The organism is Streptomyces sp. NPDC048420 (genome assembly GCF_040651535.1).
In the GTDB taxonomy this organism is placed as follows: domain Bacteria; phylum Actinomycetota; class Actinomycetes; order Streptomycetales; family Streptomycetaceae; genus Streptomyces.
In genome coordinates this window covers 133,573-159,516 of record NZ_JBEZKG010000020.1, presented here as the reverse complement: position 1 = coordinate 159,516, position 25,944 = coordinate 133,573, and the positions used below count along the sequence as shown (strand labels likewise).

Below are 25,944 nucleotides of genomic sequence, written 5' to 3'. Positions count from 1 at the left end.
CGGAGGCTGACGCCACCCGCACCTGCCGACCGGCAGGGCCCAACGCGCGCCCGCCGCAGAGCAGTTACGCCGCGAGCGCCTCGACACAGTCACGACTCGCCGCCACCGGGACATTTCCGGAGGCTGACGCCACCCGCACCTGCCGACCGGCAGGGCCCAACGCGCGCCCGCCGCAGAGCAGTTACGCCGCGAGCGCCTCGACACAGTCACGACCCTCGACGCCAACGGCTCCGACCACCGCGAGGCCCCGCGATGCGCGGCGGGGTCAGGCTGCGCGGTGCCGGCGGGGCCGAATCGGCGGAGTCGCGGGCCAGGTCCCGCGTCACCAGCCCGCCGGTCGGTCGCCCTGCGGCTCCTCGCCCCGGACCGGCGGCCGTGCACGCCACCACGCGGGCGACGCTAGACGGCAACCGCCTTCGCCGCCTCCCGCACCTCCAGCAGAGACGCGCTCTCCCGTTCCGCCTCGAAGGCCCGGTGGCCGCCGCGCAGGCCGAACAGGCGCTTGGCCAGCAGGATGTAGAGGACGGCCAGGATGTTCAGGACCAGCGTGGCGATCTTCAACCAGCTGATGTGTTCGGTGAGTTCGTAGATCTCCAGCGGGAGGAACGCGGCGGTCGCGACCACCGTCAGGTACTCCGCCCAGCGCCTGGCGTACCAGAGGCCGACGGCCTCGACGAGCTCGATGAGGGCGTACGCCAGCAGCAGTACGGCCACCAGGACCAGGGTGTTGTGCCGGTAGCCGAAGGTCTTCTGGACGGTGTCCACGATCGGCGAGTGGTCGAGGTCGTAGTGAAAGTGCCTGAACACCGGGCGGAAGACGTCCAGATACTCGTCGAAGAGCCTGCGCACCGCGTCCTGGCTGTTGCTGAACCTCCACACCGCCACCGCGGCCAGCACGATGAACACCCCGCGCACCGCCCGCTCGACCGCAAGGAAGCGCAGGACGAACAGGTCCCGCAGGACTTTGCCGCGCGGCACGAGGGGCGCGTGGCCTGCGGGTCCCGAGCCGTGCGGGTCGCCGAGGGCGAAGTCGCCGCAGCGCAGGCAACGCCAGGCGTCCCCCAGGGCGGTCTCGGCCAGCAGCCGCTCCCGCAGGCGGGGTTCGTCCGGCGCGTACGTCACATGTCCGCGGCGCGCGCAGGTCCGCCGGTCCCAGTCGATCTTCATCCCCCGTGTGCCTCCGATGAAAAAGCGTGCCGTCCGGGAACGGCACGCTAGTGGGGCGAGGTAAGAGTTCGGTGAGTCAGCGAGCGCCGACGAGTTCCTTCTCCTTCTCGGCCTGCGGAGTCGGTTCGGCGGACTTCCGGCCGGGCAGCAGCACCGCCACCAGAACCGTCCCGACGCCCAGCACGACCGCCCCGATCAGGCTGGTGTGGGCCACCGCGTCCGAGAAGGACGAGCCGACCGCCTCCGCCATCTGCTGGGCGCCGGTGGCCAGTTGCTCGGCCTGCGCCTTCAACTGGGCGGCCTGCTGTGGGTCGGTGGACTGCGCGGCCTGCGCGGCGACCTGCTGCGCCCTCTCACCGATGCCCTGCGCGACCGTGTACCCGGCGCCGACGGAGTCCTGGGCCGTCTCCAGCGTGGCGGCGGGCAGCCTGCTTCCGCCGGTGGCGTCCGAGAGGTGGTCCGAGTACGAGGTCGCCAGCAGCGAGCCCAGGATCGCGATGCCCAGCGAGCCGCCGAGTTCGATGGAGGTGTCGTTCACCGCGCCGCCGACGCCCAGTTCGGACTCGGGGAAGGCGCCCATGATCGCGTCCGTGGCGGGCGAGAGGGCGAGGCCGATCGCCAGGCCAAGGACCATCAGGGGTGCGACGAAATCGTCGTACGACGAACTCGCGTCGACCCGGGTGAGCAGCGCGAGGGCCGCCGTGCCGCCGACCATGCCCGCGGTGACCGTCCACTTCATGCCGACCCGCGGGGTGAGGAACCCGGTCAGGGCCGAGCCGACGAAGACCGCGCCGGCGAGCGGCAGCATGCGCAGGCCGGTCTCCAGGGCGCTGTAGCCGAGGACGAACTGGAGGTGCTGGGTCAGGTAGTAGAAGGCACCGAAGACGGCCAGGAAGAACAGGGCGACGGCGAGGTTGGAGCCCGCGAAGCCGCGGTCGGTGAAGCGGCGGACGTCGATGAGGGGGCGCGGGTGGCGCAGCTCCCAGGCGACGAAGAGCGCGAGGCCGACGCCGGCGGCCACCGCGGCCGCGATCGCTTTGGCGTGCCAGCCGAAGTGCGGACCCTCGATGATCATGTAGACCAGTGAGCCGATCCAGACGACCGACAGCAGTCCGCCGACGTAGTCGATACGGCCGTGCTGGGCGGCCTTGGACGGCGGGACGAGGGCGAGGGCGGCGACGATGGCGACGGCGGCGATCGGGACGTTGATCAGGAACGTCGAGGTCCAGGCGTGGTTCTCCAGGAGCGCGCCCGCGACCAGCGGTCCGGCCGCGATCGCCACTCCGGAGGTGGCCGTCCACACGGTGATCGCCTTGGCGCGCTCACCGCGCGGGAAGGTCGCGGCGAGCAGGGAGAGCGTCGCCGGCATGATCATCGCGGCGCCGGTGCCCATCACCGCGCGGGCCGCGATGACGGTCGTGGCGCTGTCGGCGAAGTACCCGAAGACCGCGCCGCCGCCGAAGACCCCGAGGCCGAGCAGAAGCGCGCCGCGACGGCTGTACTTGTCGCCGATCGCCCCGAACAGCAGCATCAGCGCGGCGTACGGGACGGTGTAGCCGTCGATGACCCACTGGAGGTCGGCGCTGGACAGACCGAGGTCCTCGGTCATCGCGGGCGCCGCGACCGTGAGGGCGGTGTTCGCCATCACGATGATCAGCAGGCTGAGGCAGAGGACGAGAAGTGCCCACCAGCGGCGGGGGTAGGGGCGCTCCATCTTCTCGACCGGTTCGGTCATGACGAGTCGCATGGCAGGGGTGGCCTTCCTCGGCAGACTTGCACAGTGGCGTGCATTTGCTCAACACTGTGCAATGTACGCCTGATGCACAATGCTGTGCAAGTCCAGCCGGGAGGGGCACAATGGCGGCCATGACCACGGGCCACACCAGTCGCGCAGACGCCAATCGCCGCCGCATCCTCGATGTGGCACTCGCCGAGCTGCTGCGCGACCCCGACGCGTCCATGGACCAGATCGCGCGCGCCGCGGGCGTCGTACGGCGGACCGTGTACGGCCACTTCCCGAGCCGTGAGGCGCTGATCAGCACGCTCGTCGACGGTGCCGTGGAGGCGGTGGCGGCCGCGCACGCGGCGGGGCGCGAGGGGGCCGAGGACCTGGCGCAGGCCGTGGCGGGCTCCGTGCTCTCGGTCTGGGAGGTCGCCGACCGCTACCGCATCCTGGTCGCGCTCGCGCAGCGCAGTGTCACCATGCAGGGCATCCGCGAGCGGCTGGCCCCCGTGCGCGAGGCCTGCACCGAGCTGCTCCAGCGCGGCCTCGACGAGGGCGTCTTCGTCTCACCACTGCCCGCGCCCGCGCTGGCGTACGTCCACGAGCAGATGCTGTTCGCGGTCATGGAGGCGGTCAACGACGGCCACCTGGCACCGGAAGAGGCGGGCCGCTCCGCCGCGGTCACGGTTCTGACCGCAGCAGGCGTACCCGCCTCCCTCGCCACCGCACTGGTCGCGAAACTGAGCAACTGAACCGGCACGGAGGCGGACCACGACGACCCCCTCGCAGCCGAAGAGACGGGCCGCACCGCCGCGGTCACGACCCTGACCGCAGCAGGCGTACCCGCCTCCCCGGCCACCGCACCGGTGGCCAAGCTGAGCAACTGAACCGGCACGAAAGCAGACAGCGAAAGAGGCGGGTACGCCCGCCGCGGTCACGACTCTGACCGCGGCGGGCGTACCCGCCTCTCTGGCCACCGCACTGGTCGCCAGGCTGAGCAACTGAACCGGTTCTGAGATGGGTCCGGGCGGCCGAGCTACGGGGGAGTACTCGGCCGCCCGGGGTGGGTGAGCCGGGCCCGGGTTCAGGTCGGGCCCGACCCCGCTCTGGGGGCCGCTCAGGCCTTGGCCAGCTCCTTCTCGCCGCCCTGCTCGGGGACGTCCGCCTCGGCCGCGGGCTCGTCGCCGTTGTCGAGGAGCGTCTTCTCGTCGAAGGGGATGTGGCCCGCGAGCACCTGGTCGACCCGCTCGCGGTCGATCTCCTTGGTCCAGGTGCCGATCAGGACGGTGGCGACGGCGTTGCCCGCGAAGTTGGTCAGGGCGCGCGCCTCGCTCATGAAGCGGTCGATGCCGACGATCAGGCCGATGCCGTCCACCAGGGCGGGCTTGTGCGACTGGAGACCACCGGCCAGGGTCGCGAGACCGGCGCCGGTGACACCGGCGGCGCCCTTCGAGGCGACGAACAGGAACAGCAGCAGCGGGATCTGCTCGCTGACGGCCATCGGCGTGCCCATGGCGTCGGCGACGAACAGCGAGGCCATGGTCATGTAGATCATGGTGCCGTCGAGGTTGAAGGAGTAGCCGGTCGGGATGGTGATGCCGACCACCGGCTTGCTGACGCCCAGGTGCTCCATCTTCGCGATGATCCGCGGCAGCGCGGACTCGGAGGAGGAGGTCGACAGGATCAGCAGGAACTCACGGCTCAGGTACTTGAAGAGCGTGAGGATGTTCAGGCCGGCGACGATCCGCAGCAGCGTGCCGAGCACGATGAAGACGAACAGCAGACAGGTGACGTAGAAGCCGAGCATCAGCACGGCGAGGCTCTTCAGGGCGTCGACACCGGCGGACCCGACGACCGCGGCCATCGCGCCGAACGCACCGACCGGGGCGGCCCACATCACCATCGCGAGGACACGGAAGACGAGCCGCTGGATGTGCTCGACACCGCGCAGGATCGGCGCGCCGGTGTTGCCCATGGCCTGCAGGGCGAAACCGCACAGCAGGGCGATGAGCAGGGTCTGGAGGACCTCACCGCCGGTGAAGGCGGAGACGAAGGTGGTCGGGATGATGCCGAGCAGGAACTCGGTGGTGTCCTTGGCCTCCGCGTCGACCTGGGCGTGACCGGCGTCCTTGATCGCGTCGGTGACGGCGAGACCGGTGCCCGGCTCCAGGATGTTGCCGACGACCAGGCCGATGCCCAGCGCGACCAGCGACATGATCATGAAGTAGACGAGGGCGATACCGCCGACCGCGCCCACCTTGGCGGCCTTCCGCACCGATCCGATGCCGAGCACGATCGTGCAGAAGATGATCGGCGAGATCATCATCTTGATCAGGTTCACGAAGCCCGTACCGATGGGCTTGAGCTCCACGGCGAAGTCGGGGGCGACCAGACCGACCGTGATGCCGAGGGCGACCGCGACGATCACCGCGATGTACAGGTAGTGGGTGCGGTCCTTCTTGACCTGCGGTGCCGTATCGGGGGTACTGGCGGCCACGGCTGCCCTCCTTGACGTCTTCGTCGGCATGACCGGCGTGCGGCTCACGTCCGGGCTGTTTAAGGAATGCCGTGACTATCTCCTGCCCTGTGAGGGTGGTCACCCTTCCGTTCATTTAGTTCACAATCGGCCATGGAGGCAGACTGACGACATGCGCATCCCCGCCGTACCGAGACCCCGCAGCCTGGCGGCCCAGCTCTTCGCCATGCAGGCCGTGCTGATCGCCGTGGTCGTGGCGGGATACGCGCTGTTCACATACGTCAGCGACCGGGGGCAGGCCGAGGACGCGGCGCGGGATCAGGCCAGGGCGGTGGCGCGGGCGGTCGCGGACTCCCCGTCCGTGCGGGAGGCGATCGGTACGCCGAATCCGACGGTCGAACTCCAGCCGTACGCACTCCGGGTCATGGCCGACACCGACGTCGACTTCGTCACGATCATGAGCCCGCGGGGGATCCGCTGGACCCACCCCGACAAGGACCAGATCGGCAAGCACTTCCTCGGCAACATCGAGCGCGCGCTGAAGGGCGAGACCTTCACGGAGACCTACAAGGGCACGCTCGGCTACTCCGTCCGCGCGGTCACCCCGGTCGAGGACGGCAAGGGGCACATCATCGGCCTGGTCAGCGCGGGCATCCAGGTCGAGAAGATCAGCAAGCGGGTGCAGGGGCAGCTGGCGGCCCTGCTCTACGTCGCGGGGGGCGCGCTCGCGTTGGGTGCCGTCGGTACGTACGTCGTGAACGCGCGCCTGCGCCGGCACACCCACGGCATGAACGCGGCCGAGCTCAGCCGGATGCACGACTATCACGAGGCGGCTCTGCACGCGGTGCGCGAGGGGCTGTTGATGCTGGACGGGCAGTACCGTGTCGCGTTGATAAACGACGGCGGACGGGAGCTGCTGGGTGTGTCGTCGCAGGACGAGGTGATCGGGCGCTCGGTGGCGGACCTCGGGCTGCCGGCACCGCTGACGGGTGCGCTGCTCGCCTCGGGGCCACGGGTCGACGAGGTCCATCTGACGTCGTCGCGGGTCCTGGTCGTCAACACCTCCCCCGTCTCCGGCGGAGAACAGCGCGGCACCGTGGTCACCCTGCGCGATGTGACCGAACTCCAGTCCCTGATGGGTGAGTTGGACTCGGAGCGCGGCTTCACGCAGGCGCTGCGCTCGCAGGCCCACGAGGCGGCGAACCGACTCCACACCGTCGTCTCCCTGATCGAACTGGGCCGCGCGGAACAGGCGGTGGACTTCGCGACGGCGGAACTGGAGCTGGCGCAGGCGCTGACGGACCAGGTGGTGGCGGCGGTGGGCGAACCGGTGCTGGCCGCGTTGCTGCTGGGCAAGACGGCCCAGGCGAACGAGCGGGGCGTGGATCTGGTGGTGTCGGAGGACAGCCGCCTGGACGACGGCCTGCTGCCGCCCTCCCTCCCGGCCCGGGACCTGGTGACCATCCTCGGCAACCTCATCGACAACGCGGTGGACGCGGCGCAGGGGAGCGTGCCGGCGCGGGTGACGGTGACGGCGTACACGGAGAGCACGGCCGGCCCCGGACTGGTCCTACGCGTGACCGACACCGGCGCGGGCGTCGACCCCACCCACGCCGAGGCGGTCTTCCAGCGCGGCTTCTCCACGAAACCGGCAGGCCCCGGCGGCCGCGGCCTCGGCCTGGCCCTGGTCCGCCAGGCGGTGACCCGCTGCAAGGGAACCCTCACGGTGACGGAGGCGTCCGGAGGCGGAGCGGAGTTCGAGGTACGGCTGCCGCTGGGAGGTGAGCCGGACGACGCCGACGGTTCCGGCGGGCCTCGCGTCGATGCAGCGCCGGGTGGGTCCGGCGGCTCTGGTGGTTCCGGCGGCTTTGATGGTTCCCGCGGCTTTGATGGTTCCCGCGGCTCTGGCGGTTCCGGCGGCTCTGGCGGTTCCGGCGGCTTTGATGGTTCCGGCGGCTCTGGCGGTTCCCGCGGCTCTGGTGGTTCCGATGTACCCCATGGCCCCGCCGGACCCAGCAGCACCCGCAACCCCAACACCCCCGGCAGCATCGTCCGCCCCGGCAACCTCGCCCGCCCCGACCACGTCGGCGAGCCCAATGGCTCCAGCAGTCCCGGCAGTCCCGGCAGTCCGGGGAACCCCGTCGCTCCCGATAGCCCCGGTGACACCGCCGATCCCCCTACCCCCAAAGGCGCCACGGTCCCCGGAGGCGACCTATGACGAACACTCCGCAGCCCATCCGTGTCCTGGTCGTCGAGGACGACCCCGTCGCGGCCGACGCGCATGTCATGTACGTCAACCGGGTCCCCGGGTTCACGGCCGTGGGCAAGGCGCACACCGGGGCGGAGGCTCGGCGGTTGCTGGACCGGACGGCCGTGGACCTGTTGCTGCTCGATCTCCATCTGCCGGACGGGCACGGTCTCCAGCTGGCCCGTACGCTGCGCGCGGCCGGGCATCAGGCGGACGTGATCGCGGTGACGTCGGCCCGGGACCTGACGGTCGTCCGCGAGGGCGTCTCGCTGGGGGTCGTGCAGTACGTACTGAAGCCGTTCACCTTCGCCACCCTGCGCGACCGGCTGATCCGGTACTCCGAGTTCCACGCCGCGGCCGGCGAGGCCAGCGGACAGGACGAGGTCGACCGCGCGCTGGCCACCCTCCGCGCACCGGGCCCGGCCGCCCTGCCCAAAGGGCTCAGCGCCCCGACCCTGGAGCGCGTGACGTCGGCCCTGCGGGACAACACGGAAGGGCTCACGGCGACCGGCCTGGCCGAGGTGGTCGGCATCTCCAGGATCACCGCCCGCCGCTACCTGGAACACCTGGTCGACGCGGGCCGGGCGGCACGCAGCCCGCAGTACGGGACGGTCGGGCGGCCGGAGTTGCAGTACCGGTGGGTCAAGAACCCGTAAGTCCGAGCTGGTGCACGCTCATTGACGGGACTAGACCACTCCTCTTACGTTCACACGGCAGCCGTCCCGGCCACAACGACGTGAGCCCGTAGGAGGTCATGCCCGTGCGCCCCACCGCCGTACTCCCCTCCCTGCTCGCCACCGCCCTCGCCGCATCCGCCCTCACCGCCTGCGGCGGCGGTTCCGGCAGTGATCCGGACACCGTGAAGGTCTCGTTCAAGCAGTCCACGGACAACTCGATCCATGTGATGGACGACTATCTCGCGGACATCAAGAAGCAGTTCGAGAGGACGAACCCCGGCAAGAAGGTCGAGCTCGTCCCGATCAAGGCCCCGGACTCGGAGTACTACACCAAGCTCCAGCAGATGCTCCGCTCCCCCAAGACCGCCCCCGATCTGGTCTACGAGGACACCTTCCTCATCAACTCCGACATCACCAGCGGGTACTTGAAGCCCCTCGACGCCTATCTCGCCAAGTGGCCGGACTGGAACCAGTTCATCGACACCGCGAAGGCGGCCGCGAAGGCCGAGGACGGGAAGACGTACGGCGTCCCGGACGGGACGGACACCCGCGGGCTCTGGTTCGACAAGGGGATCTTCGCGAAGGCCGGTCTGCCGGCCGACTGGCAGCCGAAGACCTGGGACGAGGTCCTCGACGCGGCCCGCACCATCAAGCGCAGGGTCCCGGACGTCACGCCCCTCAACGTGTACACCGGCAAACCCGCGGGCGAGGCCGCCGCCATGCAGGGCTTCGAGATGCTGCTCTACGGGACCGGCGACGGCCGGAGCGACCCCCTGTACGACGACACCGCCAAGAAGTGGATCGCCGGCAGCCAGGGCTTCAAGGACGCCCTGGCCTTCGTCGAGACGGTCTACCGGGAGAAGCTCGGCCCGGACGTCTCCACCGCCCTGGACCCCAACATCCAGACCATCGTCCGCGGCGACCTGCTCCCCAAGGGCAAGCTCGGCATCAACCTCGACGGGTCCTGGCTCCCGCAGGACTGGCTTGAGGGCAGCGGCCACGAATGGCCCGAGTGGTCAAGCAAGTTGGGCCTCGCGTACATGCCGACCCAGCACGGCCAGGCTCCCGGCAAGGTGAGCATGTCCGGCGGCTGGGCCTGGGCGGTTCCCGCGAAGGCGGCCAACCCCGACCTCGCCTTCGAGTTCGTCAGGACCATGCAGACCAAGGCCAACGCCCAGAAGTGGTACGTCGCCAACTCCGGTATCGCGGTACGCAAGGACGTCGCCGACGACCCCGCGTACGCCAAGGCCCAGCCCGGCATCGAGTTCTTCACCGACCTCGTCGCCAGCACCCACTACCGGCCCGCCTACCCGGCGTACCCGAAGGTCTCCACGGCCATCCAGGAGGCCATGGAGGGCGTGACGACCGGGGACACCCCCGTCGAGGAGGCGGCCAAGGGCTACGACGACGCGCTCAAGGAGGCCACGGACAACCAAGTGGTCGAAAAGTGAACCCGCGCTCCCTCACCCGAGCCCTCCCCCTGACCCCCGCCCTCGTCCTCCTGCTCCTCTTCCTCGCAGGGCCCATCGCCTACTGCGCCTGGATCGCCTTCACCGACCTCCAGTTGACCGGCCAGGCCGAGTCGTCGTTCGTCGGCTTCGAGAACTTCCGTACGGCCTTCCAGGACGAGGAGTTCCTCAACGCCGTATGGCTGACACTCGTGTTCACGGTCGTGTCGTCGCTGATCGGGCAGAACACCCTGGGCCTGGCGCTCGCGGCGCTCATGCAGCGCGCCTCGAAGCCCGTGCGCACCCTCACCGGCGGCATCGTGATCACGGCGTGGGTGCTCCCGGAGGTGGTCGCGGGCTTCCTCCTCTACGCCTTCTTCCGCAAGGAGGGCACCCTGAACGCCATCCTGGACCAGCTCCATCTCCCCTCCCAGAACTGGCTGTTCACGCTTCCGATCCTGGCGGTGTCCTTCGCGAACGTCTGGCGGGGCACCGCCTTCTCGATGCTGGTCTACACGGCGGCGCTGGGTGAGATCCCGAAGGAGATCACGGAGGCCGCCGAGGTGGACGGCGCCGGCGGCTGGCGCCGGATGTGGCACATCACCCTGCCGATGATCCGCCGTTCCATCGGCACGAACCTGATGCTCAACACCCTGCAAACGCTGTCGGTGTTCGGGCTGATCTGGGTGATGACGAGGGGCGGGCCGGGCGACAGGAGCCAGACGCTGCCGCTGTTCATGTACGAACAGGCCTTCCAGAACAGCATGATCGGGTACGGCACCGCGGTGGCGCTGCTGCTGCTCCTGGTCGGGTCGCTGTTCTCCGTGGTCTACATGCGCCTGCTGCGGACGGAGGTGTGACCATGGCCGCCACGCGCTTCCACGACCGCCGCCGGAACCGCCGACTGGCCGCCGACGCGGGGCTGTTGGCGGTCGCCGCGGCCTTTCTGCTGCCGCTCGCCTGGGTTGTCCTGTCGGCGCTCGACCCGCACGCCGACCTGCGGGTGAAGGTCCCCGACGGGGTCACCTTGGACAACTTCGACGCGATCCTGACCGACGACATCACCTTCACCCCGCTGCTCAACAGCCTGCTCCTGTGCGGCGGGGGGACCCTCCTGACGGTGGTCTGCGCGGCCCTCGCCGCCTATCCCCTGTCCCGCTTCCACTCCCGCCTCAACCGCCCGTTCCTGCTGTCGGTGCTCTTCGCGACCAGCCTCCCCATCACGGCGATCATGGTCCCGGTCTACGCCCTCTTCGTACGGGTCGACCTGATCGACACCCTCCGGGGTGCGATCCTCTTCTTCGCCGCCTCCCAACTCCCCTTCGCCATCTGGCTGATGAAGAACTTCATGGACGGCGTACCGAGGGAGCTGGAGGAGGCCGCCTGGACCGACGGCGCGAACTCACTCCAGTCCCTGCTCCGGATCGTGCTGCCCCTCATGGGCCCGGGAGTGGCGGTCGTGACCGTCTTCTCCTTCGTCATGATGTGGGGCAACTTCTTCGTACCGTTCATGCTGCTGCTGACCCCCGACCAGATGCCGGCCTCCGTCAGCATCAACGAGTTCTTCGGCAACCGCGGAATGGTGGCGTACGGCCAGCTCGCCGCGTTCTCGATCGTCTACTCGACCCCGGTGATCCTGCTGTACGTACTGGTGACCCGGCGACTGGGAGGAGGCTTCGCCCTGGGCGGGGCGGTCAAGGGGTGAGTCGGCCCCCGTACTGAACCGCGCCCGGCCGCCCCGGCCGGAACGGCTCCACCCCCACCACCCGACGCACCCGCACCGGCTCGATCAGCAGCATCACCCGTCGCTCCCCTTCGAGCAGCCACGGGTAGCGCTCCTCGCCGATGTACTTCTGGGTGAGCCGGTCCATGGAGCGTTCCGCCTCCTCGCCCTCGACGAAGCGGACGACCCGGCCCCGGATCTCGACGCGGTCGTAGGGGTTGTCGGGGTCGTGGTGGGAGAGGGAAACGTTCGGATTGCGCCGCAGGTTTTCCTCCTTCACACGTCCGATCGCCGTGTTGACCATGACGTACTCACCTTCGAGATCCGCCCACATGGGCGAGACCTGCGGCGCTCCGTCCGGACCGACCGTCGCGAGATGCCAGAAGTTCGGCGCCAGAAGCCGCTCGCGAATATGCCCCTCTACCTTGCCATTCACTTCGTACACGAAGATCGCACCTCTTTCCGGCCACCCGTCCGGGCACCCGGCGCCATCCTCACCACCCCGCCCGCACCACCGACAGACGATCTTCGGCCAGCCCGAACCCGCACTCGAAACCGTAGATTCCTACAATCCGTGTTGTTGGCCGAACAGACCGTAGTCACCGACTGGTCGCTTCCCTAACTTGTGGGCCGTGCGCCGCCCCCCAGCTCTCCCGAACCAGTCCGGACCGCCCTTCGACAACCTCAGCGCCCGCAGACTCCGTGTCGCTCTCGGCATGGGACCCGAGCACGTGGCCTACGGGCTGTGTGTCTCGTACGGGCTCCCCTACGTCACCCCGGATCTCGTGCTCGCCTGGGAGCGCGGGATCGTGAGCCCCACCAGTCCGGAACTCACCGCTCTCGCGGGCGTGTTGTGGTGCTCCCCCGGTGAACTCATCGGCCGCCCCCGCACCCTGCGCGAGCACCGCGTGGCGCGCGGCATCGCCCCCGAGGACGTGGCCCGCGCCGTGGGCCTCGAACTGCTCGCCTACCTCGGCATGGAGGAACACGACGAGTGGCGCGGCACCGACCGCCAGTCCACCGCCCTCGCCGAGCTGCTGGAGCTGAACCTGCCGGACTTCGTCGCCGTCACGGGACGCGAGAAGCGGCTCGCCGAGTGTCTGCGCGGCGCGGTCAGCACCCGCTGGCAGGCCTACGTCCGTCAGGTCGCGAAGATCGTGCCCCTGGACCGGCGCCTGGTGGAGGACACCCTCCAGGAACTGCACCGGCAGTACCAGGGGCAGATGGTGTCCACCCTGAGCTGGGGCGGGGGCGGCGAGAACGCTGGTGAGAGCGGCCGGGACTTCCTGGACGGGATCGTGGAGCTCTTCTGGGAAGCGGTCGGGAGACGGCCGTAAGCCCGGAAGGACCTAGAAGACCGACTCCGCCTCGTCCATCCGGTCCTTCGGGACCGTCTTCAGCTCGGTGACCGCCTCCGCGAGCGGCACCATCACGATGTCGGTGCCCTTGAGCGCGGTCATCCTGCCGAACTCGCCCCGGTGCGCGGCCTCCACCGCGTGCCAGCCGAAGCGGGTGGCGAGGACCCGGTCGTACGCGGTGGGTACGCCACCGCGCTGGACGTGGCCGAGGATGACCGGCTTGGCCTCCTTGCCGAGCCGGCGCTCCAGCTCGTACGCGAGGGCCGTACCGATGCCCTGGAAGCGCTCGTGGCCGAACTTGTCGATCTCGCCCGTGCCGTAGTCCATGCTGCCCTCGGCGGGGTGGGCGCCCTCGGCGACGCAGACCACGGCGAACCTCTTGCCGCGGGCGAAGCGCTCCTCGACCATCTTGACCAGGTCGGCCGGGTCGAAGGGGCGCTCGGGCAGGCAGATGCCGTGGGCGCCGGCGGCCATGCCGGACTCCAGGGCGATCCAGCCCGCGTGCCGGCCCATGACCTCGACGACCATCACACGCTGGTGGGACTCGGCGGTGGTCTTGAGGCGGTCCATGGCCTCGGTGGCGACGCCGACCGCCGTGTCGAAGCCGAAGGTGCGGTCCGTGGAGGAGATGTCGTTGTCGATCGTCTTCGGGACGCCGACGACCGGGAGACCGGCGTCGAACAGCATGCGGGCGGCCGTGAGGGTGCCCTCGCCGCCGATCGGGATCAGCGCGTCGATGCCGAACTCGTGGATCATGTCGGAGGCGCTCTCGCACGCCTCGCGCAGCCGGTCGCGCTCCAGGCGGGAGGAGCCGAGGATGGTGCCGCCGCGGGCCAGGATGCCGCTGACGCTCTCCAGGTCGAGGGCGCGGTAGCGGCCGTCCAGGAGGCCGGAGTAGCCGTCCTCGAAGCCGATGACCTCGTCGCCGTAATTGTCGACCGCTCGGTGCACGACCGACCGGATCACTGCGTTCAGCCCCGGGCAGTCGCCGCCTGCGGTGAGAACTCCGATGCGCATCGTGCTGTGTCTCCTGCTCGCTGTTGATACCGGTGAGCCAATTCCGATTGTTCCACGTCCCGCACAGGGCCGTCGCCTCCGATGCTGGTGGGCGCCTTATCCATCGACCGGGGTACTGTCAAGAGGGTTTCCGCTCACCTCGGTGGGCGATTTTCATGACAGCGACTTTTCGTAGTCGATGGACGTAGGCGATGGAACGGAGATCACGCGTGACCCGCAGCGTGTACGTGACCGGGATCGACCGCGGCGACGGCCGCCAGGTCGTCGAGCTGGGGGTCATGGAGCTGCTGACCCGCCAGGTCGACCGGGTGGGGGTGTTCCGGCCGCTGGTGCACCACAGTCCCGACCGGCTGTTCGAGCTGCTGCGGGCCCGCTACCGGCTCTCCCAGGACCCGGCCACGGTCTACGGCCTCGACTACCAAGAGGCCTCCGCGCTCCAGGCCGAGCGGGGCACCGACGAGCTGGTCTCCACCCTCGTGGACCGCTTCCACCTGGTGGCCCGCGACTTCGACGTCGTCCTGGTCCTCGGCACCGACTTCGCCGACACCCAGCTACCGGACGAGCTCTCCCTCAACGCCCGGCTCGCCAACGAGTTCGGGGCCTCCGTGATCCCGGTGGTGGGCGGTCGCACGCAGCCCGCCGAGTCGGTGCTCGCCGAGACCCGCAACGCCTACCGGGCCTACGCGGGCCTTGGCTGCGACGTCCTCGCCATGGTCACCAACCGGGTGGCCCGCCAGGACCGGGACGAGATCGCGGAGCGGCTCGCCGGCCGGCTGCCCGTGCCCTGCTACGTCGTACCGGACGAGCCCGCCCTGGCCGCGCCCACCGTCTCCCAGATCGGCCAGTCCCTCGGCGCGAAGGTGATCCTCGGCGACGACTCCGGGCTCGCCCGGGACGCCCTGGACTTCGTGTTCGGCGGCGCGATGCTGCCGAACTTCCTGAACGCGCTGACCCCGGGCTGCCTGGTGGTCACCCCGGGCGACCGCGCGGACCTGGTCGTCGGCTCGCTCGCTGCGCACAGCGCCGGGACCCCGCCGATAGCCGGGGTGCTGCTCACCCTGAACGAGGTCCCGAGCGACGAGGTCCTCACCCTCGCCGCCCGCCTCGCCCCCGGCACCCCGGTGCTCTCGGTGCCCGGCACCAGCTTCCCCACCGCCGCCGAACTCTTCGCCCTGGAAGGCAAGTTGAACGCGGCCACTCCGCGCAAGGCGGAGATGGCGCTCGGCCTGTTCGAACGGTACGCCGACACCGCCGACCTCGCCCGCCGGGTCTCCGCGCCGAGCAGCGACCGTCTCACCCCGATGATGTTCGAGCACAAGCTCCTGGAGACGGCCCGCTCCGACAGGCGCAGGGTCGTGCTCCCCGAGGGCAGCGAACCGCGTGTCCTGCACGCCGCCGAGGTCCTGCTGCGCCGGGGCGTGTGCGACCTCACCCTGCTCGGCCCGGTCGACCAGATCCGCAAGAAGGCCGCCGACCTCGGCATCGACCTCGGCGACTGCCAGTTGATCGACCCGGCGACCTCCGAACTGCGCGACGCCTTCGCCGAGAAGTACGCGGCCCTCAGGGCGCACAAGGGCGTCACGGTCGAGCTCGCCTACGACGTCGTCTCCGACGTGAACTACTTCGGCACCCTGATGGTCCAGGAGGGGCTCGCCGACGGCATGGTGTCGGGTTCGGTGCACTCCACGGCGGCCACCATCCGCCCGGCCTTCGAGATCATCAAGACCAAGCCAGACGCCGACATCGTGTCGTCCGTCTTCTTCATGTGCCTCGCCGACAAGGTGCTGGTGTACGGCGACTGCGCCGTGAACCCCGACCCGAACGCCGTGCAGCTCGCCGACATCGCCATCCAGTCGGCGGCGACCGCCGAGCAGTTCGGTGTGGAGCCGCGGATCGCGATGCTGTCGTACTCCACGGGTACGTCGGGCTCGGGCGCCGATGTCGACAAGGTGCGCGAGGCCACCGAGCTGGTACGGCAGCGGCGGCCCGACCTCAAGATCGAGGGGCCGATCCAGTACGACGCGGCCGTCGAGCCGACCGTGGCGGAGACCAAGCTGCCGGAGTCGGAAGTGGCCGGTCAGGCAACGGTTCTGATCTTTCCGGACCTCAATACGGGTAACAACACCTACAAGGCCGTGCAGCGTTCGGCCGGCGCGATCGCCGTCGGCCCGGTGCTGCAGGGTCTGCGCAAGCCCGTCAACGACCTGTCCCGGGGCGCTCTCGTCTCGGACATCGTCAACACGGTCGCCATCACGGCGATCCAGGCCCAGCTCCCGACCACCGCGACCGCTTCGACAGAGAAGGCTTCCGCCCAGTGAGCGCCACCCGCGTCCTCGTCCTCAACTCCGGCTCCTCGTCGGTGAAGTACCAGCTGCTCGACATGCGGGACGGCGATCGGCTGGCGCAGGGGCTCGTCGAGCGCATAGGCGAGCCGTCCTCGCGGCTCAAGCACACGCCGCTCGCCTCAGGCGACTCCCGGGAGTGGACCGGCGCGATCGCCGATCACGACGCCGCCCTGAAGGCCGTGGCGGAAGAACTGGCGAAGGACGGGCTCGGGCTGGACTCCCCCGAGCTGGCCGCCATCGGCCACCGCGTGGTGCACGGCGGCAAGACCTTCACCGAGCCGACCGTGATCGACGACGCCGTGCTCGCCGAGATCGAACGGCTCATCCCGGTCGCCCCGCTCCACAACCCGGCCAACCTCACCGGCATCCGCACCGCGCGGGCACTGCGCCCGGACCTCCCCCAGGTCGCCGTGTTCGACACCGCGTTCCACACCACGATGCCGGAGTCGGCCGCGCGCTACGCGATCGACGTGGAGACCGCCGACGCCCACCGCATCCGGCGCTACGGCTTCCACGGCACCTCACACGCGTACGTCTCCCGGGCGACGGCGAAGCTGCTTGGCAAGTCACCGGAAGAGGTGAACGTGATCGTGCTGCACCTGGGCAACGGCGCGTCCGCCTCGGCCGTGCGGGGCGGCCGGTGTGTGGACACCTCCATGGGGCTGACGCCTTTGGAGGGACTCGTGATGGGTACGCGCTCGGGAGACATGGACCCTGCCGTCATCTTCCATTTGATGCGCGTTGGCGGAATGTCCACGGACGAGATCGACACTCTTCTCAACAAGAAGAGCGGGTTGATCGGGTTGTGCGGGGACAACGACATGCGGGAGATCCGCCGCCGGGTCGACGAGGGTGACGAACAGGCGAAGCTCGCATTCGACATCTACATTCACCGGTTGAAGAAGTACATCGGCGCCTATTACGCGGTGCTCGGCCGCGTGGACGCGATCGCGTTCACGGCCGGGGTCGGGGAGAACGCGGCGCCGGTGCGGGAGGCCGCCGTGGCGGGCCTGGAGGAGCTGGGACTGCTCCTCGACCCGGAGCGGAACGCCGTACGCGCGGACGGGCCGCGGCTGATCTCGCGGGAAAACTCGCGAGTAACAATCGCGGTGGTGCCGACCGACGAAGAATTGGAAATCGCGACCCAGACTTACGCACTGGTCGGAGACAACTGAGCACCCCTCCCCTCATTTGTTTCTTCCGCCAGACGGAATATTCCGTAGCGAAACAAACCGATAGGATCGCCCCATGCGCCGTTCGAAAATCGTCTGTACTCTCGGCCCCGCGGTCGACTCCCACGAGATGCTGGTCTCGCTGATCGAAGCCGGCATGAACGTGGCCCGTTTCAACTTCAGCCACGGCTCGCACGCCGAGCACCAGGGCCGGTACGACCGCGTCCGTGCCGCCGCCAAGGAGACCGGCCGGGCCATCGGTGTCCTCGCCGACCTCCAGGGCCCGAAGATCCGCCTGGAGACCTTCGCCGAGGGGCCGGTCGAGCTGGAGCGCGGTGACGAGTTCGTCATCACCGTCGAGGACGTCCCCGGTGACAAGACCATCTGCGGGACCACCTACAAGGGCCTGCCCGGTGACGTCTCCCGCGGCGACCAGATCCTCATCAACGACGGCAACGTCGAGCTGAAGGTCCTGGACGTCGAGGGCCCGCGGGTCAAGACGATCGTCATCGAGGGCGGTGTCGTCTCCGACCACAAGGGCATCAACCTGCCCGGCGCGGCGGTGAACGTCCCGGCGCTGTCCGAGAAGGACGTCGAGGACCTCCGCTTCGCCCTCCGCATGGGCTGCGACATGGTCGCGCTGTCCTTCGTGCGGGACGCCAAGGACGTGGACGACGTCCACCGCGTGATGGACGAGGAGGGCCGCCGGGTCCCCGTCATCGCCAAGGTGGAGAAGCCGCAGGCGGTGGACAACATGGAGGACGTCGTGATGGCGTTCGACGCCGTCATGGTGGCCCGCGGTGACCTGGCCGTCGAGTACCCGCTCGAGAAGGTCCCGATGGTGCAGAAGCGCCTCATCGAGCTGTGCCGCCGCAACGCCAAGCCGGTGATCGTGGCGACCCAGATGATGGAGTCGATGATCACCAACTCCCGTCCGACCCGCGCCGAGGCCTCCGACGTGGCCAACGCGATCCTGGACGGCGCGGACGCGGTCATGCTGTCGGCGGAGTCGAGCGTGGGCGCGTACCCGATCGAGACCGTGAAGACGATGTCGAAGATCGTCACCGCGGCCGAGCAGGAGCTGCTCTCCAAGGGCCTGCAGCCGCTGGTCCCCGGCAAGAAGCCGCGCACGCAGGGCGGTTCGGTCGCCCGCGCGGCCTGCGAGATCGCCGACTTCCTCGGTGGCCGGGGCCTGGTGGCCTTCACCCAGTCCGGCGACACCGCCCGCCGCCTGTCGCGCTACCGCGCCCAGCAGCCGATCATCGCCTTCACGACGGACGAGAACACCCGCAACCAGCTGGCGCTCAGCTGGGGCGTCGAGTCCCACGTGGTCCCGTTCGTGAACACCACGGACGAGATGGTCGACATGGTCGACCAGGAGATCGCCAAGATCAACCGCTTCAACCCGGGCGAGATCGTCATCATCACCGCCGGCTCGCCCCCCGGCGTCCCCGGCACCACCAACATGCTCCGCGTCCACCACATCGGCGGCGCCGCGCAGTAGTCCGTGCCGGTGACCTCTCACAGCTGTGCCCCGCCGGGTCGAGACCCGGCGGGGCACAGTTCTTGCGGCTCCCGGAGAGGTTCATGCGAGGACGTGGTCAGCCCTCGGAGTACTGGTGCATCCCGGGGACCGTCAGCGTCCCGCCGTACTGGGCGGCCTGCTGGACCGTCACATTGGTGAAGTAGATCAGCGGGATGTTCAGCGGCGGGGGGCTGTCCGGGCTGAACGTGAGCGGGATCAGCCCCAGCAGGTTGCCGGAGATGCTCTCGGTGTACATGATCGTCTTGCCGCCGGTGATCGTGGACGTCGTGCCCTTGCCCGCCTCCACATGGTAAGTCGTGCCGCCCTCGGTGACGATCTGGTGGAGGTCACCGATCTCGGTGCCGTCGGAGATGACGTACTTCAGGACCTTCTTGGTCTTGCCGCCGGCCGTCTTGACCTTGACGACGCCCTGGTAGTCCGCGCCCTTCAGGAGCAGCGAACTGGCCTTGAGGGTCCAGGTGGTGTCCCCCACCGTCACACCGGGCTCGGTGTCGCCCACATCGTCCGTGGCGGCCGGGCAGTCCTCCGGGTCCGTGCTGGAACTCGCCGACGGGCTCGGGGAGGCCGTGGCGTCCGCCGCCGCCTCCTTGGCCGCCTCGGTGGTGTCCTCCACGGCCTTGGTGGTGTCCTTCGCCGCGTTGGACGCCGTGTCGGTCGTGTCCTTCACGGTGTTCTTCACCGTGTCGGTGACCTTGTCGGTCGTCTCCTTGACGGTGTCGCCGGCGCTGTCGTCCGCGCTCTTGGACGCCGAGGCCGAGGGGGTCGGCGTAGGGCTTGCACTGGACGCATCGCCGGAACCGGAGCCACCTGTGAAGATCCCGGTGATCGCGTCGCCGATGTCCGTGAGGAGGTTGCCGTCGTCGCTCGCGGAGGCCGACGGGGACGGCGTGGCGGCGCCGGAGGAGCTGCTCTCCTCCTTGCTCGCGGAGGCGGACGCGGACGGCGTGGGCGTCGGCGTGGCCTTGTCGTCGGAACCCGAATCCGACGAGGAGGAGCCGTTCGAGCCGGAGTCGGATCCCGAACCGGAGTCCGACCCGGAGCCGGAGGAGGCCGACGGGGACGGCGTCGCCGTAGCGTCGTCCGAGTCGTCGGAGGACGAACTCGCCGACGCGGACGGGGAGGCGCTGCCGTCCAGTGCCGCGACGCAGTCCTTGTACTCGTCCGCCGTCAGGCTCTTCGTGGTCGGCGAGTCAGCGGCCAGCGCGAGCGTAGGTGTGAAGCCCATTCCCATGAGGACCGCTGTCGGCATCGCCGCCATGGCTATCGCCTTGCCCGCGGGCACGTGGAACCTGTTGAACAGCGGCTTCTTGGGTGCCGCGTGGCGGGGCCCGGATCTCGCACGGGACGCGTCCACGTCAGCCCCGTGGATCGCCTCGTCAGCCGGCACTGTGCCTCCCGTTCGCCCCGTTGACCGGGCTCGTTCCTGACAGATCGTTCGGCTCGCCCACCGGGTTCACCGGCCGCAGGAGCGTGGTGTCGTAGTCCGTGGCCTCGGGCGCGCCGCCCTCACCGGTCGTGTCCTGCGTGGCCGGCTCCTCCGCGGGCGGTACGCCCGGTGCCCATGCCACGGCCATCGCCCCGCCGAACAACGCGAAGAGGAAGCCGACGATGAAGCCGCCGAAGTTGGAGACGGGGAGGGACACCAGCCCGAGCAGGATCGAAGCGATACCCGCGAAGGTGCGTACGTGCCTCTGGAACCAGAGGGTGAAGCCCAGGACGACGAGCAGTACGCCGATGATCAGGGATCCCGCGCCCGCCGTGGTGGCCATGGCCACGGTCAGGCCACCGAGCTGGATGTGCGCGTACGGGAAGTACATGATCGGAAAGCCGCTGAACATGACGAACAGCCCCGCCCAGAACGGGCGGTTGCCCCGCCAGGCGCGGAACTGCTGCCTCCGGTGGGCGAACTGGCCGGGCGCGGCAGGACTCTCGGCGCTCATGGAAAACAGCTCCCTGGTGCGGCGTTGCTCTTGATGAGGGTGTATCGCGAAGAATGTGGGGGATGTGAAGGCGACGGGCCAGAGATGGCAGGCGGGGGACCGTAACGGCTCCCCCGCCCGTCACTGAGCGCCTAGTAGCACTCGACCTTCGAGCCCGAGCCCCAGTTCAGCTCCATGTGGAGGCCGGAGAGCTTGAAGGTGCCGGCCGTGGTGGCCCACGCCGTCTGCTTCACATCGGTCAGCGTGGCCTTGTCGGCCTGCTGGGCGAACCCGAACGGGTTGGACTTCTCCCCGTCCGCGATCTTGGGCTTCGGGGTCTTCCCGCTGGTGGTCCCGGCGGGGACGCCGATGTTGATGTCCTCGAACACGGCCTCTGCCGAGTCGAGTTGAGCGACATCGATGTAGATGTTGTCGGCTACTACATCCGTGCCCTTGTCACCCGCGGTCAGCTTCAGGGTGACCGACTTGTTCAGGAACGGGACCGGGGTGACCACGGACTGACACATGTCGGTGATGTTGGCGCGGCTGAACGCCGAAACCGACACCGGGTGCGCCTCGTCCTTGCCCTCAAGGCTCTTGCCCGAGTCTATGGCGCCGTACTGGTTCATGTCGTAGCCGACGAGCTTGCCGGCCCGGACCTTGAACTCCTGCCCCGACACACTGAACGACGCGGCAAGCGCGCCCTGTGCGAGGGCGACACCTATCACAGCCGTGGCGGCAACGCTGGGCACCATGACCACAGCGAACCGCTTCCATCTTGTCCCGCCACGCACCTGGGACTCCATATTTCCTCCTTCTCGGACGTACATCTCCTGACCCTGACTTCCCCTGTCGAAAAGGAGGCTCAGCCGGGCAGGGATGGGAGAAGTGCTACGTCCTCGGGAAGGGGAGCGCCTGCACTCGGAGGCGCGAACTGCGCACCGATCACCGGCGATCACCCCCGAGCGACAACCACTGGTCGCGCCTGACACGCATCACGCACAACCTTGCTGGACAGGCTTCGCCGGATGAGCGAAGACCCCCCTGTCCAAGAGCCGGCGCACCTGCCGCCGACCCTGCTCGGTGGGGACCCAGGGAATCCCGTCGCCCGACCGGCTGTCGGGGTACGGGAAAGGACCGAGCGTCGCCGATCGTGGTGCATTCTCGCCGCCCGCACAAGGGGCTTCGTTACTCGGTAGTAACGGCCGGATAACCGAACAACGACCCACCGGTCTCGGTCGACGACGCTGGGTGGCAGACAGGGGGAGGTCAAAGCGGTTGATCGATGGACAGAATCCGACAGATCAACGCCTCTGCCTTACTGGAAGTAACAGCGGCCGCGATTACCAAGTTTTGGTAAAGCGCGGCCGCAGTGAACCTTCGACGGCAAATCTTTCACTCCGGCACCACATGCCGTCATGTTTAGCGACTGGTCAGAACCGGGCCCCCGCCCCGCTCGGCTCCCGCGCTCAGAACAGGGCGCGCGACAGCGCCCTGCGGGCGGCCGAAACCCGCGGATCCTCGGCCCCCACGACCTCGAAGAGCTCAAGCAGCCGCAGCCGTACGGCATCCCGGTCGTCCCCGGCCGTGCGCCGCACGGTGTCGATGAGCCGCCCGAAGGCGTCCTCGACATGGCCGCCCACCAGATCCAGGTCGGCGGCGGCGATCTGCGCCGGCACGTCACCCGGCTTCTCGGCCGCGTCCTTGCGCACCTGCTGCGGGTCGAGGTTCTGCACCCGGTGGAGCAACTCGGCCTGGGCGAGCCCCAGTTTGGCCTCGCTGTTGCCGGGGTCGTCACTCAGTACGTTCTTGTACGCCTGGACGGCACCGCCGAAGTCCCCGGCGTCCAGGGCCTGTACGGCGGCTTCGAGGAGGGCGTCGTACGGCCCCGCGGGCACGGCTGCCGGCTGCGGGGCCGCGCCCGGCTCGGCGTCGGGGTCGACCTGGAGTCCGGTCAGCCCGAAGCGCTGCTCGGCGACCTGCACCAGCTGGTCCAGGGTCTGCTGGATCTGCTCCTTGCCGGCGGCTCCCTGGAAGAGCGGCAGGGCCTGGCCCGCGACGACGGCGAAGACGGCCGGGATGCCCTGCACCCCGAACTGCTGCATCAGCATCTGGTTGGCGTCGACGTCGATCTTCGCGAGGAGCAGGCGCCCGTTGTACTCGACGACGAGCTGCTCGAGGACGGGGCTCAGCTGCTTGCAGGGCTCGCACCACTCGGCCCAGAAGTCGATGACGACCGGGACCTCGGTGGACCGCTGCAGGACATCGCGCTCGAACCCGGCCTCGTCGACGTCGATGACGAGATCGGCCGGGGAGAGGGCACCGGTGCCGCCGCCCTGCCGGGCCGCTTCGGCGCGCGCCTGCTCCGCCTTCGCCTTGGCCTCCTGGGCCGCCTTCACCGCGGCGAGGTCGACGACTCCGCTCATGGACATGTTCCGTGGCTGCATGCGTCTATCCTCCCCCGTTGGCCCGCGTCTGTGAAAAGCGTTGTGAAAGCCGGTCGCGCAGCGCGGTCCTGACGCCGGGTCCCCACCCCGCGCCGTGTTCCGTCACTCGCGTACGTCCGTCGCGAGCTTTCGCTACGGGTCGTAGCGTAATGGCACTGGGTGCCCGCCCGGTACCTCACCCCGGTGATCTCCCTCACTGCGCCGCGAGAACCGGCCGTTATGGTCGTGGGATGCAGAGCCGCACCCCCGCCCCACGCGCCCCAGGGCGCCCGCGCAGTGCCGCCGCGGACACCGCGATCCTGGCGGCGACGAGGGACGCGCTGGTGGAGCTGGGCTGGTCGAAGCTCACCCTCGGAGACGTGGCGACCCGTGCCGGGGTCGCGAAAACGACCCTCTACCGCCGCTGGGCCGGCAAGAACGAACTCGTGGTCGACGCGGTCGCCGAGCTCTTCGACGAACTGGAACTCCCCGACAGCGGCACCCTCGCCGCGGACATCGAGGGCGTGGTCCTCCAGTTCGCGGCGATCCTGGCGCGCCCGGAGGCGCAGAGCGGTCTCATGGCCGTGATCTCGGAGTCGACACGGGACGACGCCCTACGAGGACGTATCCGCGAGTCGATCGTCGAACGGCAGAAGCGACTGGTGCTGGAGGGCCGCTCCCGCGCCCAGTCCCGCGGCGAACTCCCGCCGGTGACCGACCCCGTCGAGGCGGCCCGCACGGTCGACCTGATCCTCGACATGGTCGCCGGAGCGGTGGTCCACCGCACGCTGGTCAGCGCCCAACCGGCGGACGAGGCGTGGGTGCACGGCCTCACGCAGGTCTTGTTGACGGGTCTGGCGGGAGATCCTCCGAAGTGAGGCACGTCGTCGACTGCGGCCCGGCGGGGGCTGATCGCACAGTTCCCCGCGCCCCTGGGTGGGTTACGACCACCGTCAGCGAAACCCACCCCCGGTCGGCACCGCTACCGCACCACTCAGAACCCCGCCGGCTCCGTGTACACCCCCCACTCCTCCCGCAGCACCCCACAGACCTCCCCCAGCGTCGCCTCCGCCCGCACCGCGTCCAGTATCGGCCCGATCATGTTGGACCCGTCCCGCGCGGCAACGAGCATGCGCTCCAGAGCGGTTCGCACAGCGACCTCGTCCCGGGCCGCCCTACGACCGCCCAGCGCGCGCACCTGCTCCCGCTCCACCTCGTGGCTCACCCGCAGGATCTCCAGGTCCCCGGTGACCGACCCGTGGTGGACGTTCACCCCCACGACCCTCTTCTCCCCCTTCTCCAGGGCCTGTTGGTACCGGAAGGCCGCCTCCGCGATCTCCCCGGTGAACCAGCCGTCCTCGATCCCCCGCAGGATCCCGGACGTCATCGGACCGATGGGATGCCGCCCGTCCGGATGAGCCCTGAGCCCCCGCTCCCTGATCTGCTCGAAGATCTTCTCCGCGTCCGCCTCGATCCGGTCCGTCAGCTGCTCGACGAACCACGAACCCCCCAGCGGATCGGCCACGTTGGCGACCCCGGTCTCCTCCATCAGCACCTGCTGCGTGCGCAGCGCGATCTCCGCGGCCTGCTCCGACGGCAGGGCCAGCGTCTCGTCCAGCGCGTTGGTGTGCAGGGAGTTGGTGCCGCCCAGCACCGCCGCGAGCGCCTCCACCGCGGTACGCACGACGTTGTTGTACGGCTGCTGCGCGGTCAGCGAGACACCCGCGGTCTGGGTGTGGAAACGCAGCCACTGCGCCTTCTCGGACCGCGCCCCGTACACGTCCCGCATCCAGCGGGCCCAAATGCGCCGCGCCGCACGGAACTTGGCGATCTCCTCGAAGAAGTCGACGTGCGCGTCGAAGAAGAAGGAGAGGCCGGGGGCGAAGACGTCGACGTCCAGGCCGCGTGACAGTCCCAGCTCGACGTAGCCGAAGCCGTCCGCGAGCGTGTACGCCAGCTCCTGCGCGGCCGTCGAACCGGCCTCCCGGATGTGGTAGCCGGAGACGGACAGCGGCTTGTAGGCGGGGATGCCGGCCGCGCAGTACTCCATCAGGTCACCGATGAGGCGCAGGTGCGGCTCGGGCTGGAAGAGCCACTCCTTCTGGGCGATGTACTCCTTGAAGATGTCCGTCTGGAGCGTGCCGTTCAACGCCGACGGGTCCACACCCTGCCGTTCCGCCGCGACCAGGTACATGCAGAAGACGGGCACGGCGGGCCCGCTGATCGTCATGGACGTCGTGACGTCACCCAGCGGGATGTCCCGGAACAGGACCTCCATGTCGGCCGCCGAGTCGACGGCGACCCCGCAGTGCCCGACCTCCCCGAGCGAGCGGGGATCGTCGGAGTCCCGCCCCATCAGCGTGGGCATGTCGAAGGCGACCGAGAGGCCACCGCCCCCGTTGGCGAGGATCTTCCGGTACCGCTCGTTGGTCTGCTCGGCGTTCCCGAACCCGGCGAACTGGCGGATGGTCCAGGTCCGCCCCCGGTAGCCGGTCGGATACAGCCCGCGCGTGAAGGGGTACTCCCCCGGCCACCCGATCCGCTCGAAGCCCTCGTACGCGTCCCCGGGCCGCGGCCCGTACACCGGCTCCACGGAGTCCCCGGAGAGCGTGCTGAAGTCCGCCTCGCGCTTGCGCGAGGCGTCGTACCGGGCCTGCCAGCGTCGGCGGCCCTCTTCGATGGCGTCAGCGTCCATACCA

21 protein-coding genes are annotated in these 25,944 nt (G+C 69.5%); 11 read left to right on the top strand and 10 right to left on the bottom strand.

Annotated elements, in window-relative coordinates; all coding sequences use genetic code 11:
- Positions 1–399 precede the first annotated feature (399 nt).
- Positions 400–1,167, bottom strand: a complete 768-nt coding sequence (locus AB0D34_RS33725; protein ID WP_362668545.1) for a DUF2127 domain-containing protein — start codon at positions 1,165–1,167, stop codon at positions 400–402.
- Positions 1,168–1,243: 76 nt separating this feature from the next.
- Positions 1,244–2,914, bottom strand: a complete 1,671-nt coding sequence (locus AB0D34_RS33720) for an MFS transporter (protein WP_362668542.1) — start codon at positions 2,912–2,914, stop codon at positions 1,244–1,246.
- Between the two features lie 110 nt (positions 2,915–3,024).
- Here AB0D34_RS33720 and AB0D34_RS33715 point away from each other — a divergent pair, with 110 nt between their 5' ends.
- Entirely contained in the window at positions 3,025–3,642 is a 618-nt protein-coding gene (locus AB0D34_RS33715) for a TetR/AcrR family transcriptional regulator (protein WP_362668541.1), read from the top strand.
- A gap of 365 nt (positions 3,643–4,007) precedes the next feature.
- On the opposite strand, the gene AB0D34_RS33710 is transcribed toward AB0D34_RS33715, so the two are convergent.
- A complete protein-coding gene (locus tag AB0D34_RS33710) occupies positions 4,008–5,387 on the bottom strand; it encodes a cation:dicarboxylase symporter family transporter (protein WP_362668539.1) in 1,380 nt (459 codons plus the stop codon).
- Between the two features lie 151 nt (positions 5,388–5,538).
- Here AB0D34_RS33710 and AB0D34_RS33705 point away from each other — a divergent pair, with 151 nt between their 5' ends.
- The 5 genes from AB0D34_RS33705 (at position 5,539) to AB0D34_RS33685 (ending at position 11,444) form a co-directional block, all read left to right on the top strand.
- Complete coding sequence (locus AB0D34_RS33705; protein ID WP_362668537.1) at positions 5,539–7,584, top strand: sensor histidine kinase; 2,046 nt, start codon at positions 5,539–5,541, stop codon at positions 7,582–7,584.
- On the top strand, positions 7,581–8,270 hold the full coding sequence (locus tag AB0D34_RS33700; protein ID WP_362668535.1) for a response regulator: 690 nt from the start codon (positions 7,581–7,583) through the stop codon (positions 8,268–8,270). The genes AB0D34_RS33705 and AB0D34_RS33700 overlap by 4 nt, the downstream gene beginning before the upstream one ends.
- A 98-nt stretch (positions 8,271–8,368) precedes the next feature.
- Positions 8,369–9,742 carry an extracellular solute-binding protein gene (locus AB0D34_RS33695; protein WP_362668533.1) on the top strand — a complete coding sequence of 458 codons (1,374 nt, stop codon included), beginning with the start codon at positions 8,369–8,371 and terminating at the stop codon, positions 9,740–9,742.
- Positions 9,739–10,599: a sugar ABC transporter permease gene (locus AB0D34_RS33690; RefSeq protein ID WP_362668531.1), complete on the top strand. Its 861-nt coding sequence runs from the start codon at positions 9,739–9,741 to the stop codon at positions 10,597–10,599. The genes AB0D34_RS33695 and AB0D34_RS33690 overlap by 4 nt, the downstream gene beginning before the upstream one ends.
- 2 nt (positions 10,600–10,601) lie before the next feature.
- On the top strand, positions 10,602–11,444 hold the full coding sequence (locus AB0D34_RS33685; RefSeq protein WP_362668529.1) for a carbohydrate ABC transporter permease: 843 nt from the start codon (positions 10,602–10,604) through the stop codon (positions 11,442–11,444).
- Here the strand turns inward: AB0D34_RS33685 and AB0D34_RS33680 are convergent.
- Positions 11,434–11,907, bottom strand: a complete 474-nt coding sequence (locus tag AB0D34_RS33680) for a PPOX class F420-dependent oxidoreductase (RefSeq protein ID WP_362668527.1) — start codon at positions 11,905–11,907, stop codon at positions 11,434–11,436. The genes AB0D34_RS33685 and AB0D34_RS33680 overlap by 11 nt on opposite strands.
- Positions 11,908–12,094: 187 nt before the next feature.
- On the opposite strand from AB0D34_RS33680, the gene AB0D34_RS33675 reads away from it, so the two are divergent.
- Complete coding sequence (locus tag AB0D34_RS33675) at positions 12,095–12,799, top strand: helix-turn-helix transcriptional regulator (RefSeq protein ID WP_362668525.1); 705 nt, start codon at positions 12,095–12,097, stop codon at positions 12,797–12,799.
- A gap of 12 nt (positions 12,800–12,811) precedes the next feature.
- Here the strand turns inward: AB0D34_RS33675 and AB0D34_RS33670 are convergent, their stop codons facing one another.
- Positions 12,812–13,837: an ATP-dependent 6-phosphofructokinase gene (locus tag AB0D34_RS33670; RefSeq protein WP_362668523.1), complete on the bottom strand. Its 1,026-nt coding sequence runs from the start codon at positions 13,835–13,837 to the stop codon at positions 12,812–12,814.
- Between the two features lie 209 nt (positions 13,838–14,046).
- On the opposite strand from AB0D34_RS33670, the gene pta reads away from it, so the two are divergent.
- The 3 genes from pta (at position 14,047) to pyk (ending at position 18,858) form a co-directional block, all read left to right on the top strand.
- Positions 14,047–16,155: a phosphate acetyltransferase gene (gene pta, locus AB0D34_RS33665; RefSeq protein ID WP_362668520.1), complete on the top strand. Its 2,109-nt coding sequence runs from the start codon at positions 14,047–14,049 to the stop codon at positions 16,153–16,155.
- Positions 16,152–17,357 (top strand): acetate kinase, encoded by a 1,206-nt coding sequence (locus AB0D34_RS33660; RefSeq protein ID WP_362668518.1) that lies wholly within the window; start codon positions 16,152–16,154, stop codon positions 17,355–17,357. Before pta ends, AB0D34_RS33660 begins: the two co-directional genes overlap by 4 nt.
- A gap of 73 nt (positions 17,358–17,430) precedes the next feature.
- Positions 17,431–18,858 carry a pyruvate kinase gene (gene pyk / locus AB0D34_RS33655; protein WP_362668515.1) on the top strand — a complete coding sequence of 476 codons (1,428 nt, stop codon included), beginning with the start codon at positions 17,431–17,433 and terminating at the stop codon, positions 18,856–18,858.
- Positions 18,859–18,955: 97 nt separating this feature from the next.
- On the opposite strand, the gene AB0D34_RS33650 is transcribed toward pyk, so the two are convergent.
- The 4 genes from AB0D34_RS33650 to AB0D34_RS33635 all read right to left on the bottom strand — a co-directional run bounded on the left by AB0D34_RS33650 (position 18,956) and on the right by AB0D34_RS33635 (position 23,266).
- Positions 18,956–20,287, bottom strand: coding sequence for a hypothetical protein (locus AB0D34_RS33650; protein WP_362668513.1), 1,332 nt, complete (start codon positions 20,285–20,287; stop codon positions 18,956–18,958).
- Positions 20,277–20,840: a DUF6114 domain-containing protein gene (locus AB0D34_RS33645; protein WP_362668511.1), complete on the bottom strand. Its 564-nt coding sequence runs from the start codon at positions 20,838–20,840 to the stop codon at positions 20,277–20,279. The genes AB0D34_RS33650 and AB0D34_RS33645 overlap by 11 nt, the downstream gene beginning before the upstream one ends.
- 131 nt (positions 20,841–20,971) lie before the next feature.
- Positions 20,972–21,625, bottom strand: a complete 654-nt coding sequence (locus tag AB0D34_RS33640) for a DUF6230 family protein (protein WP_362668509.1) — start codon at positions 21,623–21,625, stop codon at positions 20,972–20,974.
- Between the two features lie 663 nt (positions 21,626–22,288).
- Positions 22,289–23,266: a tetratricopeptide repeat protein gene (locus tag AB0D34_RS33635; RefSeq protein WP_362668507.1), complete on the bottom strand. Its 978-nt coding sequence runs from the start codon at positions 23,264–23,266 to the stop codon at positions 22,289–22,291.
- A 230-nt stretch (positions 23,267–23,496) separates the two neighbouring features.
- On the opposite strand from AB0D34_RS33635, the gene AB0D34_RS33630 reads away from it, so the two are divergent.
- The gene (locus AB0D34_RS33630) at positions 23,497–24,123 is read left to right on the top strand and encodes a TetR/AcrR family transcriptional regulator (protein ID WP_362668504.1); all 627 of its coding nucleotides are present in this window, start codon (positions 23,497–23,499) and stop codon (positions 24,121–24,123) included.
- A gap of 116 nt (positions 24,124–24,239) precedes the next feature.
- On the opposite strand, the gene AB0D34_RS33625 is transcribed toward AB0D34_RS33630, so the two are convergent.
- Positions 24,240–25,940 (bottom strand): methylmalonyl-CoA mutase family protein, encoded by a 1,701-nt coding sequence (locus tag AB0D34_RS33625; RefSeq protein WP_362668502.1) that lies wholly within the window; start codon positions 25,938–25,940, stop codon positions 24,240–24,242.
- Positions 25,941–25,944: the final 4 nt, after the last annotated feature.

Bases quoted from the DNA above. Each gene is read 5' to 3' on its own strand.
- AB0D34_RS33725 (WP_362668545.1), bottom strand. From the start codon at position 1,167: ATGAAGATCGACTGGGACCGGCGGACCTGCGCGCGCCGCGGACATGTG.
- AB0D34_RS33720 (WP_362668542.1), bottom strand. From the start codon at position 2,914: ATGCGACTCGTCATGACCGAACCGGTCGAGAAGATGGAGCGCCCCTAC.
- AB0D34_RS33715 (WP_362668541.1), top strand. From the start codon at position 3,025: ATGGCGGCCATGACCACGGGCCACACCAGTCGCGCAGACGCCAATCGC.
- AB0D34_RS33705 (WP_362668537.1), top strand. From the start codon at position 5,539: ATGCGCATCCCCGCCGTACCGAGACCCCGCAGCCTGGCGGCCCAGCTC.
- AB0D34_RS33700 (WP_362668535.1), top strand. From the start codon at position 7,581: ATGACGAACACTCCGCAGCCCATCCGTGTCCTGGTCGTCGAGGACGAC.
- AB0D34_RS33695 (WP_362668533.1), top strand. From the start codon at position 8,369: ATGCCCGTGCGCCCCACCGCCGTACTCCCCTCCCTGCTCGCCACCGCC.
- AB0D34_RS33685 (WP_362668529.1), top strand. From the start codon at position 10,602: ATGGCCGCCACGCGCTTCCACGACCGCCGCCGGAACCGCCGACTGGCC.
- AB0D34_RS33670 (WP_362668523.1), bottom strand. From the start codon at position 13,837: ATGCGCATCGGAGTTCTCACCGCAGGCGGCGACTGCCCGGGGCTGAAC.
- pyk (WP_362668515.1), top strand. From the start codon at position 17,431: ATGCGCCGTTCGAAAATCGTCTGTACTCTCGGCCCCGCGGTCGACTCC.
- AB0D34_RS33645 (WP_362668511.1), bottom strand. From the start codon at position 20,840: ATGAGCGCCGAGAGTCCTGCCGCGCCCGGCCAGTTCGCCCACCGGAGG.
- AB0D34_RS33640 (WP_362668509.1), bottom strand. From the start codon at position 21,625: ATGGAGTCCCAGGTGCGTGGCGGGACAAGATGGAAGCGGTTCGCTGTG.
- AB0D34_RS33635 (WP_362668507.1), bottom strand. From the start codon at position 23,266: ATGCAGCCACGGAACATGTCCATGAGCGGAGTCGTCGACCTCGCCGCG.
- AB0D34_RS33630 (WP_362668504.1), top strand. From the start codon at position 23,497: ATGCAGAGCCGCACCCCCGCCCCACGCGCCCCAGGGCGCCCGCGCAGT.
- AB0D34_RS33625 (WP_362668502.1), bottom strand. From the start codon at position 25,940: ATGGACGCTGACGCCATCGAAGAGGGCCGCCGACGCTGGCAGGCCCGG.